We start from the raw sequence: 20,003 nt of genomic DNA on the forward strand, positions 1-20,003 counted from the left end.
AGTGCCAGATCCACACCCGGGCCTCGGGTCGGCGCCGCGGAAGCGAGGGCCTGGTGGTGCGCGGACAGGTGCGAGTCGTCGCCGCAGTGGCGACCCGACTTGCCCCCACTGTCGGCGCGGAACTGGCCCCCAAAGACATCATCGCGTGGAGGAAGCTGCGTGCCTCCCTTCGAAGACGGCAACACGCGCGAGTCTTGGGCCGTCGATTCCGGGCCAATCCGAACGCCTACCTCGCAGCGATTGAGCGGGAGCTCAGGAGAGCTTTGCCGGCGTAGAAAAAATGCGGCGGCCTTCTTCGCGACGGAGATGAAGTGAAATTCGCCTTCATCGACGCGAAGAAGGCCCTCTTTCCAGTCGCCACGCTCTGCCGTCACCTGGGCGTCTCCCGCAGTGGCTACTACGCCTGGGTGAAGCGTCCCGGGCAGTCCGAGCGCGCGAAGAGCGACCAGGCCCTCGGCGTCGAGGTGCTGGCCGTGCACCAAGAGAGCCGGGGTACGTACGGCGCCCCGCGTGTGCATGCGGAACTGAAGGCGCGAGGCCGGCGGGTGGCGCGCAAGCGCGTGGCTCGGCTGATGCGCCAGGCAGGGCTGCGCGCTCGTACTCGGCGCCGATTCGTGCGGACCACCGACTCCGCGCATCGCCACCCCGTGGCTCCGAATTCACTGGAGAGGAACTTCCAACCCGGACAGACCGCACGCGCCTGGGTGGGCGACATCACCTACGTCTGGACCGAGGATGGCTGGTTGTACCTGGCCGTGCTCTTGGACCTCTTCAGCCGCAAGGTGGTGGGCTGGGCGATGGGCGAGAGAATCGACCGCGCGCTGGTGCTGAGTGCGCTCGACATGGCGCTGCTGGGCCACTCCGCTCCCGAACTGCACCACTCGGACCGCGGCAGCCAATACGCCAGTCAGGACTACCGCCAATTGCTCGAGGAGCGCGGCATTGCGTGCAGCATGTCGCGCAAGGGCAACTGCTGGGACAACGCCGTGGCAGAGAGCTTCTTCTCCACGCTGAAGCAGGAGTTGGTCTACCTCACCCGCTTCGAGACACGCACGGCGGCCAAGGGGGCACTGTTCGAGTACATTGAGGTATTCTACAACCGGAAGCGTCGCCACTCGTCGCTGGGCTACGTCAGCCCAGCCGAGTACGAGCGGATGGCCGCAACGAAGAGGCTGGCAGCATAGTCAACCTGTCCACCGAACCGGGCCAAGCTCACGAGTCAGAAGCTCGGTCAGCACGCTTGCGAGCGCATCGACTCTGGGGGCCCGTAGGACGTTGTAGTGATCTCCTTGAATGACGCGCACCACCAACTGAGCTGCGTGGCGGCTCCATCCACGGTCTTCCGTCTCGGAAGGCTCCAGTTCCGTGTCGCTGCCGCATAGGACGTAGAGAGTGCCCGGGAAGGCGCCTAGCGTATGCTGTTGGAGCGCACGAAGATTGGCGGTGAAGACACGAAGCAACGCGTGGAGTTGGGCCATGCCGGCGTCTGGGATGAAGACACCCGCGTCGCGGCCCTCCTGGAGCACTCGTTCCAGCAGTGCCTTCGCGTCGCTCACGGAACCATCCGAGATCGTCGATGGAGAGATTCCCGCCGTGCGCGCCAGGTCCAGCGCGAACATCGTCGCCGCGGCCATGTCGTCGTCGGCCGTGACGCCTTGGGCCAGCGAGGTGGAACTGGGCTCAATCAGGGCAAGGACGTCCACCGTCTCACCACTTTTCCGTAGCAGGAGTGCCATCTCGAAGGCGATGACGGCTCCGAGTGACCATCCTCCCAAGCGGTACGGCCCCTGGGGCTGCACGGTGCGGATCGCGTCCACGTAGCTGGCCGCCATGGAATCGATGGACTCGTTCGGCGGCAGCGTTCCCTCCAGCCCCTGGGCTTGCAAGCCGTAGAAGGGCTGGTCAGGGCCGAGCCTCCGCGCCAGCTCGGTGTAGCAGAACACCGTGCCTCCCACCGGGTGGACGCAGAAGAAGGGCACTCGCGAGCCACTTCGCTGAATGGGAACGAGCGGCGTCCAAGGCGCGGGTTCGCGCCGGAGGAAGGCGGCCAGCCCCTCGACAGTGGGGGCCTGGAAGAGTGCCGCGGCTGGCAGCGTACGACCCGTTCGCGCTCGCAGCATGGACAGCAGCCGCACCGCGAGCAGTGAGTGACCGCCCAGTTCGAAGAAGTCGCTCTTCGCGCTGATTGGCGAGACACCGAGCAGTTCCTCGAAGAGACGCGCCAACTCAAGCTCGTATGCGTCGCGTGGCGGGACGTAGGCCTCATGCCGCGTAGACGTTTCCTCGGGTAGCGGAAGTGCCCTGCGATCCACCTTGCCGCTCGTGTTGAGTGGTAGGGCCTCCAGGGTGACGAAGGCCGAGGGCATCATGTGCTCGGGCAGCCGCTCCTTGAGGAACGGCCGGAACGTACCGGAGTCCACGGTGGCGGCGGGCTCCGCGACGACGTATGCCACCAGGCGCTGGATGCCTGGCACGTCCTCGCGCGCCAGGACCACCGTGTCGCGCACCGCGGGGTGTTGGCGCAGCGCGGACTCAATCTCTCCCAGTTCGATGCGGAAGCCGCGCACCTTCACCTGGAAGTCGATGCGGCCCAGGAATTCGAGTTCGCCCTGGGGTAGCCATCGCGTCTGGTCTCCGGTCCGGTAGAGGCGGGCACCCGGAACTGTGCTGAACGGGTCCGGGATGAAGCATTCGGCGGTGAGGTCCGGCCGATCCAGATAGCCACGTGCCAGGCCTGCGCCACCAATGTAGAGCTCTCCGGGCACACCCACGGGAGCCGGTTGCAGGTGTGCGTCCAGCACGTAGGCCCGTGCGTTCGCCAGCGGGCCGCCCAGGGTTGGAGGCAGCGGAGCCTCACGCACGGCGCGAAGGGTCGAATCCACGGTGCACTCGGTGGGGCCGTAGACGTTGAAGCACTCGATGTGGGGATGGGCGGAGAGCCGGGCCCAGAGCGCCTCGTCCAGTGCCTCGCCCCCGGCCAACACTCGCAAGGGCCGGTGGGCCGCGAGGCCCTCGTCCAGCAGCAGGCGCAGCAGCGACGGGGCACAGTCCAGGACGTCCACGTCATGCTGATCCAGCCACGCCAGCATGACGCGCGCATCCTTGCGAGCGGTCTGCGGCACCACGCACAGCGCATGGCCATCCGCGAGCTGCACCAACTGCTGTACGGAGGCGTCGAAGGACAGTGACGCGTTGAGACTGACCCGTAGGGGTTTGTCCACGCCTGCGTAAGCGGTGGCCGCTAGCGCAGCGCGCAGGTTCATCACCGAGGCATGCTGCACCATGACGCCCTTGGGCTTGCCAGTGCTGCCTGAGGTGTAGATGACGTACGCGAGGTGTTCGGGTTCACTGAGCCTCGGTGGATTGGATTCGGACCGCGGCTCGTTCGTGGGAGCGGCGTCGTCCACGCAGAGGACTTGCACCTTGTGCCCGGCGAGCTTGTCTGCGACGCGCTGCTGCGTGAGGACCCAGCCAACGTTTGCGTCGCTCACCATGTAGGCCAGGCGCTGGGCGGGGTAGGCCGGCTCCATGGGGACGTGGGCTCCGCCCGCCTTGAGGATGGCGAGGATGGCGACGACCGTGTCCACCGAGCGTTCCATGCACAGGCCCACGCGACCCTCGGGACCCACACCACGAGCGCGCAGCGTCCAGGCGAGCTGGTTGGCGCGGCGGTTGAGTTCGGCATAGGTGAGCGAGTGCTCATCGTCCAGCACGGCGAGGGCATCGGGAGAAAGGGCCGCGCGGTCCTCGAACCGCTCGTGCAAGCAGCCTTCCCAGGCGACCTCCCGGCGCGTCGCATTCCACGTCTCCAGCAGCGTGTCGCGGTCGGCCGGTGGGAGCAGCGCCGCCTGCTCGTAGCGGCTGCTTGGGCTCGCGGCCATGGCCTCCAGCGCGCGCAGGTAGTACTGCCCCAACTCCCGCGTCCGCTCCGCTTCGTGCCGTGTGCCCGTATTGGAGATGGAAATCGACAGCGACGACGTGTCCGGGTCCTGGGTGAAGGTGACGCCCAGCGGCAGCTCCATCCAGGCGGCGCCCAGCATCTCGTCCACGAAGCGCAGGCCCTTCTGCTGGGACAGCCCTCCCGCGACGTGGAAATGGATGAAGTTGAAGAGCGTGTCGAACAGCGGCTGGCCGCCGCGCTTCTGCTGGAGCCGCGCCATGGGGTAGCGGCGGTGCGGCATCAACTCCTGCTCATACTTCGCGACCTGCTGGATGAGCTCCAGCCATGTGCCTCCAGACAGCGTCACCGGGAAGGGGACGCTGTTGAGGAACAGGCCAATCATCCGCTCACCATCGACGACTTCGGGGCGGCCGTTGGCGACGATGCCGGTGACGACGGAGGTGCTGCCTTCGACGAAGCCGCGGACGCGCAGATGCACGGCCAGCAGCACCGTCTTGAGGGACACGCCCGCCTCGTGGGCCACGCGTACCAAGGCCTGCTGGAGAGGAGCGGGGATGCGCACGTCGTGGTTGTGCAGTACGCGTTCGTCGTCCCTGGCCCGGTTCGGGCGGGAACTTGGCGAGTCTATGGCTTCCATGCGCTTCAGCCAGAAACGCTCACTCTCCGCGGACTGCTGGGCCTCACGCTCCAACGCAATGAACTGGCGGTAGGTCGCAGCCAGGGGCTGTGCCGGGGGCGTGTTGGAGTCGTTCTGCAATTCGAGGTAGCGGCCGAAGAGCTCCGAGAACAGGGTCGCGGCGCTCCAGCCATCGAGGATGGCGTGGTGGAAGACGATGGTCAGCTGAACGCTGCGGTCTGTGCGGCGATGCACGGCGACATGGAGCAAGGGCGCCTGGGTCCACTCGAAGGGCTTGATGCGCTCCGCTTCCACCCACTCCCGCAGGAACGCGTCCTGCTGGGAGGGTTCCAGATGCCGAAGGTCTTCGATGCGCAGAGGCGGCTTGACCTCACGGTGGACGAGTTGGAGGGGCTCCTCGTAGCCATCCAGATGGAAGGAGGTTCGCAGGATGGCGTGACGCGCAATCAGTTCCTGAAACGCCTGACGTAGCAGCGGCTCGTGTAGCTCCAGATCCAGGTGGAAGCTGAACATGTCGTGGTAGATGCCGGCCGAGGCATCCAGCGCGCTCTCGAAGAGCATGCCCGACTGGAGCGCGGCCAGAGGGTAGGCATCCTCCACGTCTTCCGGCAGCCGCTTGCGGTCCGCTTCGGACACGAAGCCGAAGGGGGCCACGTCATGTGCGGCAGGGGCGGACCCTTCGGTGTGCTTCACTGCGCCGGAGAGCTGGCGGATGGTTGGGTGCTGCAGCAGCTCCATGATGGGCAGATCCAGGCCCCGTTCGCGCAGCTTCGCGATGACCTGGATGCTGCGGATGGAGTCGCCGCCCAGCTCGAAGAAGCTGTCGTCGATGCCGACCTGGCGGAGGCCCAGGACCTCGGCCCAGATATCGGCGATGGCCTGCTCGGAGGCATCCCGTGGTGCCTCGAAGGGGGCACCCATCAGGGCTCGGTCCGCGTCGGGGGCGGGCAGGGCCTTGCGGTCCACCTTCCCGTTTGCCGATAGCGGCAGGGACTCCATCGGGATGAAGATGGCAGGGACCAGGTACTCGGGCAGCTTGCGCAGGACGTGATCGCGCAGGGCACGGGGCTCTACAGACTCCACGCCGTCTTCGCCCACGACGTAGGCCACGAGGCGCTTGTCGCCAGGAGCGTCCTCACGAGCGAGGACGACCGCCTCCTGGACACCTGGAGCCTGCTGGAGGACGGCCTCGATTTCGCCCAGTTCGATGCGGAAGCCGCGCACCTTCACCTGGAAGTCGGAGCGGCCGAGGAACTCCAGCGATCCGTCGGCCTTCCAGCGGACGCGGTCGCCGGTGCGGTAGAGGCGAGCGCCGGGCGACTCCGAAAAGGGGTGCGGGAGGAACTTCTCGGCCGTCAACTCCGGACGGTGGAGGTAGCCCCACGCGAGGCCGTCGCCACCGACGAAGAGCTCGCCAGGGACGCCGACAGGGACAGGCTCCATGCGCGAGTCGAGGACGTAGGCGGAGGAGTGTCCCAGGGGCCTGCCGATGGGGACGGAGGTGCCGAAGGCCTCGCCTGCGCGGAGGGAGTGGGTGGCGGAGAAGGTGGTGTTCTCAGTGGGGCCGTAGCCGTTGACGAGGACGGCGCCCTGGGGAATGCGCTCCAGGTGCTGGCGGACACGAAGCGGCGGCAACACGTCACCGCCAGCGAGGACTTGCCGGACACCGGCCAAGGCGTTGCCCTGGTGAAGCACCATCTGCTCGAAGAGGGCAGCGGTGAGCCAGAGGGTGGAGACGCGGTGGTGAGTCAGCAGCGCGGCGAGTTCGTCCAGAGAAGGCGTGTGAGGCGGAGCGAGGACGAGGCGAGCGCCGTGAAGCAGCGCGCCCCAGAGCTCCAGAGTGGAAGCGTCGAAGGCGACAGGAGCCAGTTGGAGGAAGACTTCGTCAGAGCCGAAGTGGATGAAAGGGTTTTCGAGAACGAGCCGGGCGACGGCGCGGTGAGGAATGCAGACGCCTTTGGGCCGGCCGGTGCTGCCGGAGGTGAACATGACGTAGGCGAGGTCATCACCGCCTACGGCCACGGGCAGAGGCGCGTCATGAGGCAATGCGGTGATGACGTCCGCGTCCGTGTCCACGCACACCATCAACCCGCCCGAGCTGGGCAGCTCATCGGCGAGCGACTCCTGCGTGACGAACACGCTGACGCCGGCCTCCTGAAGCAGCAAGGAAATGCGTTCAGCGGGGTAGTGGTGGTCGATGGGCACGTAGGCGCCGCCTGCCTTGAGGATGGCAAGCAGGCCCACCACCATGTCCGGCGAACGTTCCAGGCACAGGCCCACGCGGGTGCCGCGGGAAACACCATACGCGCGCAAGTGGTGCGCGAGCTGATTTGAGCGGCGGTCCAGCTCCGCGTAGGTGACGACGCTCTCACCGCTGACGAGCGCCATGGCGTCTGGCGTGCGAGCCGCCTGCTCGGAGAAGAGAACGTGAATCGGCGTATCGCGCGGGAACACGGCGGACGTCGCGTTCCAGTCGACCAGGAGTTGCTGACGCTCCTCGGTGCGCAGAAGGGGCAACTCGGCCAGACGCTGGTTCTCATCCGTGACGATGGCTTCCAGCAGCGTGCGGAAGTGCCCCATCATGCGCTCGGCGGTGGAGGCATCGAAGAGGTCGGTGTTGTAGTTCAGCGCGCCGGAGAGCCCTTCCGGGGACTCTTCCAGCAAGAGACTCAAGTCGAATTTGACGGTCTCCAGCTCCGTCTCCAGCACACGCAACGATAGCCCCTGCAACTCCAGTCGTACGGGCGGCGTGTTCTGCAGGGTGAAGGTGACCTGGAAGAGCGGCGAGCGGCTCGGGTCTCTCGCGGGTTGCAGCACCTCGACCAGCTTTTCGAACGGCACGTCCTGGTGTTCGGACGCGCCCAGCGCCGCCGCCTTTACTTGGGCCAACAGCTCACGGAATGTGAGCTCCGGCGACATGCGGGCCCGGAAGACCAGCGTGTTGACGAAGAATCCGATGAGCTCTTCCAGCTCCGGCCGGGTGCGGCCCGCGATGGGCGAACCGACGCAGATGTCCTGCTGACCAGAGTAGCGAGAGAGCAGCAACTGCCAGGTCGCCAGCAGGACCATGAAGGGCGTCGCCTCATGACGGCGCGCCAGTGCAGTCATAGGCTCGGAGAGCTTCGCGGGCATCTTCACCGGGAGGAGCGCTCCCCGGTACGTCTGCACCGCCGGGCGCGGCCTGTCGGTAGGCAGCTCCAGGGCCGCGGGGGCTTCAGCGAGCTGTTCACGCCAGTAGTTCAGCCGTGACTCCAGCACCGGCCCCTGCATCCATTCTCGCTGCCAGAGGGCGTAGTCGGCGTACTGCACCGAAGGCGGGGGGCGCTGTACCTCGCGGCCCTGGACGGCGGCTTCGTAGCCCTCCGCCACCTCCCGCACCAGCACGCCCACGGACCAGCCATCGGACACGATGTGGTGCATCGTGACGAACAGGACGTGCCTGTCCGAAGCCAGCCGGAGCAAGCGCGCCCGGAAGAGCGGGCCGCGCACCAGGTTGAACGGGAGATGGGCCTCCTCGTTCGCGAGCTGTCGGGCCCGGGCATCACGCTCACCTTCGGGCAGGGTGGAGATGTCCGTGATGGGCAACTCCAGCGTCTTGAGCGGATGGACGACCTGTACGGGCAAGTCCCCCTCGTTCCGGAACGTCGTGCGCAGCGCCTCGTGTCGCTGCACCACCCGCAACAGGGACTGCTCCATCGCGCGAATGTCGAGCGCTCCGTCGATGGCCACCGCCGCGGGGTTGTTGTACGTCGCGGTGTCGGGCGTCAGTTGCTCCATCACCCACAGCCGCTGCTGGACGAAGGACTGGGGCAGTGGACGATCGCGTGGCGCGGCACGGATGGGCGGCAGGGCACTCGCGGTGCCGCGAGCCCGCTCGGAATCCAGACGCGCGGCAAGCGCCGCCACCGTGCTCTGCTCGAAGAGGGCCCGCAGCGGCAGGTCTACGTCGAAGTCCTGCCGCAGCCGCGTCACCAACTGGGTGGCCAGGAGCGAGTGGCCCCCGAGTGCGAAGAAGTCATCCTCGGCGTTCACCGTCTCGACATGCAGCAGCGTGGCCCAGTGGGCGGCGACACGACGCTCCGTTTCCGTGCTGAGCGGGCGCGTGGCGGCGTGCCGAGGAACTTCCGATGCCGGCAGTGCCTTGCGGTCCAGCTTGCCATTGGGGGTGAGTGGCAGGGCCTCCAATGTGACGAAGGCCGAGGGCACCATATGCTCGGGCAGCCGCTCCTTGAGGAGCGCGCGGAACGTACCAGAGTCCACGACGGTGGTGGCCTCCGCCTCCCCGACCACGTACGCCACCAGGCGTTGCAGCCCTGGCGTGTCTTCGCGGACCAGGACCACGGTGTCGCGAACCGCGGGGTGTTGGCGCAGCGCGGACTCAATCTCTCCCAGTTCGATGCGGAAGCCTCGCACCTTCACCTGGAAGTCGATGCGGCCCTGGAACTCGAGTTCGCCCTGGGGCAACCAGCGAGCCCGGTCTCCCGTCCGATAGAGGCGGGCGCCGGGGGCCGTGCTGAAGGGATTGGGAATGAACCGCTCGGCGGTGAGCTCAGGACGATTCAGGTAGCCACGCGCCAGGCCCGCTCCAGCAATGTAGAGCTCGCCTGGCACACCTGCCGGTACTGGCTGCAGGTACGCGTCCAACACGTAGGTCTGAGCGTTCGCCAACGGACCGCCCAGCGAAGGAGGCAGGGACGCTCCGCGCACGGGACGCAGCGTGGAGTCCACGGTGCACTCCGTAGGGCCGTAGACGTTGAAGCACTCGATGTGGGGATGGGCGGAGAGCCGGACCCAGAGCGACTCGTCCAGTGCCTCGCCGCCAGCCAGTACGCGCAAGGGGCTGTGTGCCGCAAGGCCCTCGTCCAGGAGCAGCCGCAGTTGTGAGGGAGCGCAGTCCAGGACGTCCACGGAATGCCGCCTCAACCACGCCAGCATCAGGCGGGTGTCCTCGCGTGTCGCTTGTGACACCACGCACAGCGCATGTCCGTCCGCGAGCTGCACCAACTGCTGAACGGACGCATCAAAGGACAGCGACGCATTGAGGCTGACGCGGAGGGGCTTGTCCACACCTGCGTAGGCGGTGGCTGCCAGCGCCGCGCGCAGGTTCATCACCGAGGCGTGCTGCACCATGACGCCCTTGGGCATGCCGGTGCTACCCGACGTATAGATGACGTAGGCGAGGTGCTGGGGCCGGCTGAGTCGCGGCGGGTTGGACGCGTCCCGTGAACCGATCACGAGCCCTGCGTCATCCACACAGAGGACCTCCACCATGTGCCCGGCGAGCTTGTCCGCGACTCGCTGCTGCGTGAGCACGCAGCCGACATTCGAGTCGCTCAGCATGTAGGCCAGGCGCTGGGCGGGATATGCCGGATCCATGGGGACGTAGGCGCCGCCTGCCTTGATGATGGCGAGGACGCCGACGACCATGTCGACCGAGCGCTCCATGCACAGGCCCACGCGGACCTCGGGCCCTACGCCTCGGGCACGTAGGGCCCAGGCGAGCTGGTTGGCCCGACGGTTGAGTTCGGCATAGGTGAGTGAGTGCTCATCACCCAGCACGGCCAGCGCATCGGGAAAAAGGGCCGCACGGTCCTCGAACCGCTCGTGCAAGCATCCTTCCCAGGCGACCTCTCGGCGCGTGGCATTCCACGCCTCCAGCAGCGTGTCGCGGTCGGCCGGTGGGAGCAGCGCTGCCTGCTCGTAGCGGCCACCTGGTCCCGCGGCCACGGCTTCCAGTGCGCGCAGGTAGTACTGCCCCAACTTCCGCGTTCGCTCCGCTTCGTGCCGAGTGCCCGTGGTGGCGATGGAGACCGATAGCGACGAGGTGTCGGGATCCTGGGTGAAGGTGACGCCCAGCGGGAGTTCCATCCAGGCGGCGCCCAGCATCTCGTCCACGAAGCGCAGCCCCTTCTGTTGGGAGAGCCCTCCCGCGACGTGAAAGTGGATGAAGTTGAAGAGCGTGTCGAACAGAGGCTGACCGCCGCGCTTCTGCTGGAGCCGCGCCATGGGGTAGCGGCGGTGTGGCATCAACTCCTGCTCATGCTTCGCGATCTGTTGAATGAGCTCCAGCCATGTGCCTCCAGGCAGCGTCACCGGGAACGGCACGCTGTTGAGGAACAGGCCAATCATCCGCTCGCCATCGACGACTTCCGGACGACCATTGGTGACGATGCCGGTGACGACGGACGTGCTTCCTTCGACGAAGCCCCGGACGCGCAGATGCACGGCCAGCAGCACCGTCTTGAGGGACACACCCGCCTCGTGAGCCACGCGCAGCAATGCCTGCTGAAGCGGAACAGGGATGCGCACGTCGTGGGTGTGCAGCACGCGCTCGTCGTCCCGGGACCGGAGCGGGCGCGGACTTGCTGCGTCCACGCCATCCATGCGCCGCAGCCAGAACCGCTCGCTCTCATGGGAGTTCTGGGCTTCGCGCTCCAAGGCCACGAACTGCCGGTAGGTGGCGGCCGGGGTCGGCGCGGCGGGGGCGTCAGTGCCCTCCAGCAATTCGAGGTAGCGGCCGAAGAGTTCCGAGAGAAGGGTCGCGGCGCTCCAGCCATCGAGGATGGCGTGGTGGAAGACGATGGTCAGCTGGACGGTGGTTTCCGACCGGCGATGCACGCAGAGCCGCATCAGCGGCGCCTGGTTCCAGGTGAACGGCTGAACGCGTTCCTTCTCCGCCCACGCCTGCAAGTAGGCCGTTTGCTGGGTCGCCTCCAGGTGCTGGAGGTCTTCGAACTTCAGCGGCGGTTCCACTTCACGGTGGACGAACTGGAGGGGCTCTTCATGGCCGTCCAGGTGGAACGACGTGCGCAGGATGGCGTGACGCGCGAACAGTTCCCGGAAGGCTTGTTGCAGCCGCGGTTCGTTCAGCGCCATCTCCACATGGAAGCTGAACATGTCGTGGTAGATGCCGGCTGAGGCATCCAGCGCGCTCTCGAACAACATGCCTGACTGGAGTGCGGCCAGCGGGTAGGCGTCTTCCACGTCCTTGGGCAGCCGCTGACGGTCTGCTTCGGACACGAGGCTGAAGGGTGCGATCTGGCTCGCGGGGGCCACGCTCGTGGCTTTGATGACACCGGCGAGTTCGCGGATGGTCGGGTGCTGGAGCAACTCCAGCGTGGGCAGCTCCAGGCCTTGTTCCCGCAACTTCGCGATGACCTGGATGCTGCGGATGGAGTCGCCACCCAGCTCGAAGAAGCTGTCGTCGATGCCGACCTGACGGAGGCCCAGGACCTCGGCCCAGATATCGGCAAGGGTCTGCTCGGAGGCGTTCCGCGGTGCTTCGAACGGGGTTCCTGTCCGATTCAGGTCCGCGTACGGGGCGGGCAGCGCCTTGCGGTCCACCTTTCCGTTGGGGGACAGCGGCAGGTCCTCCAGCGGCATGAACACCGCGGGCAGCATGTATTCGGGCAGCCGCGCCTTGAGGAATGTGCGGATGCCGCCCACGGCATTCGCGGCCTGTTCTTCTGACCGCGCTGCGGCGGTGGGCACGAAGTAAGCCACGAGGCGCTTGTCGCCAGGAGCGTCTTCACGAGCGAGGACGACGGCCTCCTGGACGCCCGGGGCCTGCTGGAGGACGGATTCGATTTCGCCCAGTTCGATGCGGAAGCCGCGCACCTTCACCTGGAAGTCGGAGCGGCCGAGGAACTCCAGCGAGCCGTCGGCCCTCCAGCGGGCGCGGTCGCCGGTGCGGTAGAGGCGAGCGCCCGGGGCGGAGGAGAAGGGGTGAGGGAGGAACTTCTCAGCCGTCAACTCCGGGCGGTTCAGGTAGCCCCATGCGAGGCCGTCGCCACCGACGAAGAGTTCGCCAGGGACGCCGACAGGGACGGGCTCCATGCGCGAGTCGAGGACGAAGGCGGAGGAGTGCCCTAGGGGCCTGCCAATGGGGACAGAGGTGCCGAAGGCCTCACCCGCGCGAAGGGAGTGTGTGGCGGAGAAGGTGGTGTTCTCAGTGGGGCCGTAGCCGTTGACGAGGACGGTGCCGAGGGGAATGCGCTCCAGGTGCTGACGGACGCGCAGAGGAGGCAACACGTCACCGCCGGCGAGCACCTGCCGGACACCGGCCAAGGCGTTGCCCTGGTGAAGCACCATCTGCTCGAAGAGGGCTGCAGTGAGCCAGAGGGTGGAGACGCGGTGGTGAGTCAGCAGTGCGGCGAGTTCGTCCAGAGAAGGCGTGTGAGGCGGAGCGAGGACGAGGCGAGCGCCGTGAAGCAGCGCACCCCAGAGCTCCAGAGTGGAAGCGTCGAAGGCGACGGGAGCCAGCTGGAGGAAGACTTCGTCAGGGCCGAAGTGGATGAAGGGGTTGGCGAGGACGAGGCGAGAGACTGCGCGGTGGGGGATGCAGACGCCCTTGGGCCGGCCGGTGCTGCCGGAGGTGAACATGACGTAGGCGAGGTCCTCACCGCCCACGTCCGCGGAGGGAGGCGCGTCGTGTGGCAAGGCGGCGATGAGGTCCGCGTCCGTGTCCACGCACACGTGCTTGCTGTTGGATGCAGGGAGTCCTTCCGCCAGTGGCTTCGTCGTGACGAGCACGCCGATGCCGGCCTCCTGAAACAGCAAGGAGATGCGCTCAGCAGGGTAGTGGTGGTCGACGGGAACGTAGGCGCCGCCTGCCTTGAGGATGGCGAGCAGTCCCACCACCATGTCTGGCGAGCGCTCGAGGCACAGGCCCACTCGGGTGCCTCGGGAAACACCGTACGTGTGCAGGTGATGCGCGAGTTGGTTCGCACGGCGCTCCAGCTCCGCATAGGTGACGATGCTCTCACCGCTGACGAGCGCCACGGCGTCTGGCGTGCGAGCAGCCTGCTCGGAGAAGAGCGAGTGAATCGGCGTCTCACGTGGAAACGCCGTGGACTTTGCGTTCCAGTCGACCAGGAGCTGTTGACGCTCCTCGGTGCGCAGCAGGGGCCGCTCGGAGAGTCGCTGGTCGGCGTTCTCCACCACGCTCTCCAGCAGGCGCACGTAGTGGCGCTCCATCCGTTCGACGGTCTTCGCGTCGAACAGGTCCGCGCAGTACTCGATGCGGCCGATGAACCGGTCGGGCCGGTCCTCGCGCAGCTCCATCAGCAGGTCGAACTGAGACGCGCCCAGATCCAACTCCACGTAGCGCGCGAGCAGGCCCGGAATCCGCAGGGCCGGCTGAGGCACGTTCTGGAGGACGAAGACGGCCTCGAAGAACGGATTGCGGCTGGGGTCGCGGGGCGGTTGCAGCTCCTCCACAAGCTTGTCGAAGGGCACGTCCTGGTGTGAGTAGGCATCCAGGCAGACCTGCCGCACCCGGTGCAGGAACGAGCGGAACGTCGGGTCCCCCGACGCATCCGCACGCATCACCAGCATGTTGACGAAGAAGCCGATGAGTGGTTCGAGCTCGGGCGCCCGGCGGTTGGCGACAGGCGAGCCCACCGCGAAGTCCTGCTGGCCGCTGTAGCGGTGCAGCAGCGTCTGGTAGGCAGCCATCAGCACCATGAAGAGCGTGGCGCCTTCCTTCTGCGCCAGCAGCTTGAGCTTCCGTGCCAGCTCTGGCTCGAGCCGGAAGTGGTGCCACCCGCCGCGATACGTCTTCAGCGCCGGTCGGGGATGGTCCGACGGCACGACCAGCGCGGGAGGCTGCGGCGTGAGCTGCCGTCGCCAGTAATCGAGCTGACCGGCCAGTTCCCGCGTTTCGAGCTGCTCGCGCTGCCACCGCGCGTAGTCTGGATATTGGAGTTCCAATTCCGGCAGGGGCGAAGGCAGGCCCTCTTCGAAGGCCTTGTAGAGCGCCATCAACTCCTGGAGGAACACGCCCAGGGACCACTGGTCTGTTACGGAGTGGTGCAGGGTCAACAGCACCAGTGTGTGCTGCGCATCGAGCCGCAGGATGCCGACTCGCAGCAGCGGTCCGGCGGAGAGGTCGAACTCGAAGTTGGCCTCCGCGATGATGCGGCGGCGTACCTCATCTCCCTGTGCCTCCAGGGACAGTGCGGACAGGTCCTCTTCCGGGAGGGTCAGCTCCAGCGAGGGGGCGACCACCTGCACCGGATCTCCGCCGTGGCTCCTCAGCGTCGTGCGCAGGGATTCGTGACGGCGCACCACCTCGTTCACACACCGCGTGAGCAGGGCCCGGTCCAGCCGCCCGAAGAACTCAACGCTCACGTGGACGTTGTAGGCAGCCATGCTGCTGGGATCCAACTCATGCAGGACCCACAGGCGTTGCTGAGGGAAGGATGCCGGAGCGGGCTCGTTGCTTTCGCGCCGGACCAGGACGGGCGCCGCAGCGTGAGGCTGCGCCGACTGCTGCTCCTGGAGGAGCAGGTCGAGAAGGGCGCGCTGCGAGGGAGAAAGCTGCTCGAGGGCCCGAGAGATGTCAGTCATCGAAGTCGATATCCAGAAAGTGGGGGATCGGGTGCTCCAGCGGGGGCTGGAGCTTCCGTTCACGCGGCCTTCACGCCGCGGCGTCGAAGCTCTTCGGCGAGCTCTTGCTCGGAGACGCGGGTGACCCGGTCGAGCAGCTCGCGATAGAGGGATTCCTGTTGCCGCGCCTGGAGGTCGGCGATTGCCTTCGCCAGCCCCGCCACGGTGGGCGACGTGAAGAGCAGTGCCAGACTCAGGTCCAGTTGCAACCGTGAGCGCAACCGCCCGACGACCTGCGTGGCGAGCAGCGAGTGCCCGCCCAGCTCGAAGAAGTGGTCGTGCCGCGCTACCTGTTCGACGCCCAGGATCTCCTGCCACAGGCCCGCGATGACACGCTCCAGCTCATTGGAGGGAAGCTCTTCGTCTCCGGTGCGGACCTTGCGAGCGACCTTGGGCAGAGCAACCGCCCGCTGGAGCCACGCAGTCAGTCGCCGTGATACGTCACCCGTTGCCACCATCACCGGGCCATCCAAACCGCCGGTGACGACTCGCTGGAAGGCCTCGGTGGCTTCATCCTCGGTCATGGCATACGGCTCAAGGTCAGGAGCGCGCGCATCGCTGGCGCCGGCCGCTCGCGGCCACGGGTCCCAGGCCACGCTCATCCAAGGCGTTCCTGTGTCCCGGCTGCGGTGGGCCGCGAACGCATCCACGAAGAGGTTGGCCGCCGTCGAAGGCGTGTCGCCGAACGGCGACAGCACGGCCGCCGACGCGGAGAACAGCATCACGAAGTCCAGCGCCCGACCGCGCAGGACGTCCTCCAGCACGTACGTGCCGCGCACCTTGGCGCGGAAACGGGCCTCCGCGTCCGGGTTCGTCGCGGAGGGCGGGGTCCGTTCGGGCGGAGCAAGGGGAAGGTCCGCGCAGTGCAGCACCCCGTGGAGCGCGCCGAAGCGCTGGTCCACCTCGGCCAGGACTTCCTGCATCCAGTGCGGCTTGGAGACGTCGGCGCTCAGGACGAGCACCTCTGCACCGTGTGACTCCAATTCACGCACGCGCTGGATGAGCAGGCTGGCGTCGTCGTCCTCACCCTGTGTGGCAACCCAATCGTCCCAGAGACGCCGGGGCGGCAGCGGCGTGCGGCCCACCAGCGCCAGCCGCGCCTGCTTCGTGCGCGCCAGATGGCTGGCCAGCAGCAGGCCCACGCGGCCCAGGCCGCCGGTGATGAGGTACACGCCGCGCTCACGCAGAGGCCGCGCGGGGGCGGCCGTCTCTGTCAGCCGAACGGGAGACAGCTCCTGGACCCAGCGGCGCGAACCGCGCAAGGCCACCCGGACGTCTCGTGCCTCTGTGGCGAGCTCGGCGAGGAGCTGTTCGGCAAGTGCTGCGACGCCTTCGGAGTCAGGGAGGAGCACATCGACGCCGCGCGCGGTGATATGCACCTGTTGCTGCGACAGCACCTGGCAGGGGCCCAACAGGGGCGCCTTCTCCGGCAGCGCCTCCGCTCGGCCGTCCGGGTCGAACAGGTGGTTGGAGATGACCTCCACCCGGAGGGGGCGCGCATCCTTCAGTCCGGTAAGGGCTTGCCCCAGGTGCACCACGCTGTAGTAGCCCAACGCTTGCGCGGCCTGGAACCGCGTCAGCACGGACTGGCGCTCGTCCTGCGGCGTGAGGCTCCACAGGTGGACGAACACTTCGGGACGGGGTGTCAGGTCCTCCAGGGCGCTCAGCAGCGCGACGTAGTCTCCAGGTGCTCCCGGCGCCACGGTGAAGCGCCGCTCGCCGTCACGGGAGAACGCGGCGCCCGCGTGCACGGAGACGACGTACTGTCCCGCCTCTTCCAACCGGGAGACGAGACGCGAGGCCAAAGGGCCTCCATCGGTGAACACCACCCAGCATCGAGGCTGGGCGAGCGCGGTGGGGGCGAGCGTGGCCGGAGGCGTGCGCCGCCACGAGGGCAGGTGGAACCAGTCCGCGATATCGGTCAGCTTGCTGCCGCTCGCGGTCTGCGAGGCCAGCAGCGCGGCGGACCGGTCCAGCGGAGCGACCCAGTACCGCTGGCCCTCGAAGGGATAGGTGGGAAGGGGGATTCGTCGGACCGACTCCGTTCCGTGCAGACCGCTCCAGTCCACCTCCACGCCCGCGAGCCACAGCCGTCCCAGCGCGTTCAGGAAGAGGGCTTCGTCCGGCTGGTCGTCCTTGGGGTGACGCGCGGAGGAGATGATGGTGCGCGCGCCAGCGGGCTCGCCTTGGAGCCTCGCCACGGCGGTCAGCGACTGCGCGGGACCCACCTCCAGCAGGACGCGCGTCGAGTCCTCCAGCAGCACCTGCATGCCGTCCCGGAAGCGTACCGAGTGGCGCAGGTGGTCCACCCAGTACCGAGGTTGCGTCACCTCGTCCCCCGTGACGGGCTGGCCGGTCCGGCTGGAGATGTAGGGCCGCTCGGGTGGACGGAGCGTCAGACGGGACACGCGCTCGTGGAATCGCGGCAGGACGTGCTCCAGCATTCGCGAGTGCGCCGCCGCCTCCACGTGCAACTGGCGGTGCTCCACGCCTCGCGCCGTCAGCTCCGCCATCAGCCGCTTCACCGCCGCCAGCGGACCGGAGACCACGCACTGCGCGGGTCCGTTCACGGCCGCGAGGTCCAGCTCCTGGCCCAGCAGTGGCACCACCTCCGCCTCGGGAAGGCTGATGCTCAGCATGGACCCGGCCGGCAGCTCATCCATGAGCTGGCCACGCAGCGCCACCATGGCCGCCGCATCCTCCACCGACAGCACACCAGCGATGCACGCCGCGGCGTACTCGCCCAGGCTGTGGCCGAGCATCTGCTCCGGCTCCACGCCGCACGACATCCACAGCCGCGCCAGGGCGTACTCCGTCAGGAAGATAGCGGGCAGCGCGAGCGCGTTGCGGGAGAGTCCCGGCACCTCTTGGAGGGGCTCCTGGTAGAGCACCGTGCGCAGGTCCATGCCCAGGTGCGGGCGGAGGATACTGGCGACCTCGTCGGCGGCCTCGCGGAAGACGGGCTCCGTGCGGTACAGGCCCGCGCCCATGCCCAGGTGGTGGGTGCCACCCCCAGGGAAGAGGAACGCCACGGGGCGGCCTCGCGCCTCCTGCTTCAGTGTGACCAGCCGCTCTGGCTCCTCGCCGCGCAGCACGCGGATGGCGTGCTCCCGGTCCTTCACCACGGCGATGCGGCGGTGCTGGAAGGCCTGACGTCCCACTTGCAGCGTGAAGGCCACGTCCTTCAGCGCCTGCTCCGGGTGCTGTTCCAGGTGAGTGGCCAGCGCCTCCGTCGCGGCATGCAGGGCGGTATCCGTCTTCGCCGACAGTGGCAGCACGTACCAGGGACGGGCGTCCGCGGTGGGAGCGACGGCTGGGGCCTCCTCCAGGATGACGTGTGCGTTGGTGCCACCAATACCGAAGGCGCTGACGCCGGCTCGGCGAGGGGAGGGGCCCTGCGCCCAGTCCCTCAGCGTGGCGTTGACGAAGAAGGGACTGGCGGCGAAGTCAATCTGTGGGTTGGGCGCCTGGAAGTGCAGCGTGGGCGGCAACTTCCGGTGCTTCAGCGCGAGCACCGTCTTGATGAGGCTGGCGATGCCGGACGCGGCATCCAGGTGGCCGATGTTGGGCTTCACCGAGCCGAGCGCGCAGAAGCCCGTGTCCTGCGTGCTCGTTCTGAAGGCGCGGGTGAGCGCGCGCACCTCGATGGGGTCTCCCAGTTGGGTGCCCGTGCCATGGGCCTCCACATAGGAGATGCTCCGCGCGTCCACCTCCGCGGTCAGCAATGCATTGCGGATGACGCGTGACTGGCCTTGGACGCTGGGTGCGTTGAAGCTGGCCTTCTGTGCGCCGTCGTTGTTGATGGCCGAGCCTCGGATGACGGCGTGGATGGTGTCTCCATCCTCCACTGCGTCCTCCAGTCGCTTGAGCACCACCAGACCCGCGCCGCTGCCGAAGAGGGTGCCCTGCGCCTGCGCATCAAAGGCGCGGCACCGTCCGTCTGGCGATGCAACACCACCAAATTGATACAGGTAGCCGGTGCGCTGAGGTGACTGGATGGCCACGCCGCCCGCCAGGGCCATGCGGCATTCTCCGGCCAGGAGCGCCTGGGCAGCCAGGTGCACCGCCACCAGCGAGGTGGAGCAGGCGGTGTGCAGCGAATAGGCCGGACCCTTCAGGTTGAGCCGGTGCGCCACCCGCGTGCTGAGGAAGGCCAGGTCATTGCCGAGGCCCACCTCGAACGCGCCGAGCATCCCCAGCGCGGCCGGGTTGGAGAAGAGATTGAAGACGTACGTATTGGTACGGGCTCCCGCGTAGACGCCGATGTGCTCCCGGTAGCGCTCGGGGTCGTAGCCCGCGTCTTCCAGTGCCGCCCAGGCACACTCCAGGAAGACACGCTGCTGCGGATCCATCACCTCGGCTTCCTTGGGGGTGATGCCGAAGAAGGCCGCGTCGAACAGGTCCGCGCCCTCGATGGGGGCCGCCGCGCGCACGTACTGCGGTGACTTGCGGAGTGCCGGGTCCTCCATGACGGAAGGCTCCAGCTCCGACTCCTGGAGGAAGGTGATGGACTCGACGCCATCCCGAAGGTTCCGCCAGTACGCCTCGGCGTTACAGGCCCCGGGAAAGCGGCACGCCATCCCGATGATTGCAATCTCCAGCCCGTTCCAGTGGGTGTCGCCAGCCATGATTTCTTGAGTCCCCAAGATCTTTTCGGGAGTCGGAGGTCCCGCACGCTCGCGCGCAGCGGTTCCATTCCGGGACGCGCCGGGGCCCTGGCGCGCGCGAAACAGCAAACAACGAAGCGGGCCCCAGCGCTCCCAGTAAAGCAGCTTTCAAGTCGAAAGTCGCTTCAACCGGAAAAACTTATAAGGTGCGTCAGGAGGCTTTTCCGCGTTAAATGGACTAGGCTGCTATCACAGGAATGCGGCTGTTGTTGCCACGGTAGTCAATGTCATACTGGACCAGGATGAATCACCTGGAGTGTAGTGGCCGTTCTCAGAGAGAGCGGGCGAGCAAGCGGCAGGCAGGTGCATGCGTCGGGCATCCGGTGGTTGGGATGCTGGCGTCCCCCTGACGCGAGTCCGTCCAGTCCTTCATTTCATCGAAGCGCCGCCGAGTCTCGTCCCAGGGGCC

General features: G+C 67.4%; 2 protein-coding genes and 1 pseudogene. 1 reads left to right on the forward strand and 2 read right to left on the reverse strand.

What is annotated here, in order from left to right; genetic code table 11:
• Window positions 1-275 precede the first annotated feature (275 nt).
• Window positions 276-1,184 (forward strand): annotated as a pseudogene (locus BHS09_RS18140) (IS3 family transposase); the annotation flags it as partial.
• On the opposite strand, the gene BHS09_RS18145 reads toward BHS09_RS18140, so the two are convergent.
• Window positions 1,185-14,888, reverse strand: a complete 13,704-nt coding sequence (locus BHS09_RS18145; protein WP_140798441.1) for a non-ribosomal peptide synthetase — start codon at window positions 14,886-14,888, stop codon at window positions 1,185-1,187.
• Between the two features lie 59 nt (window positions 14,889-14,947).
• On the reverse strand, window positions 14,948-19,555 hold the full coding sequence (locus BHS09_RS18150) for a type I polyketide synthase (RefSeq protein ID WP_237080411.1): 4,608 nt from the start codon (window positions 19,553-19,555) through the stop codon (window positions 14,948-14,950).
• Between the last annotated feature and the right edge of the window lie 448 nt (window positions 19,556-20,003).

The organism is Myxococcus xanthus (genome assembly GCF_006402735.1).
GTDB classification, from domain to species: domain Bacteria; phylum Myxococcota; class Myxococcia; order Myxococcales; family Myxococcaceae; genus Myxococcus; species Myxococcus xanthus_A.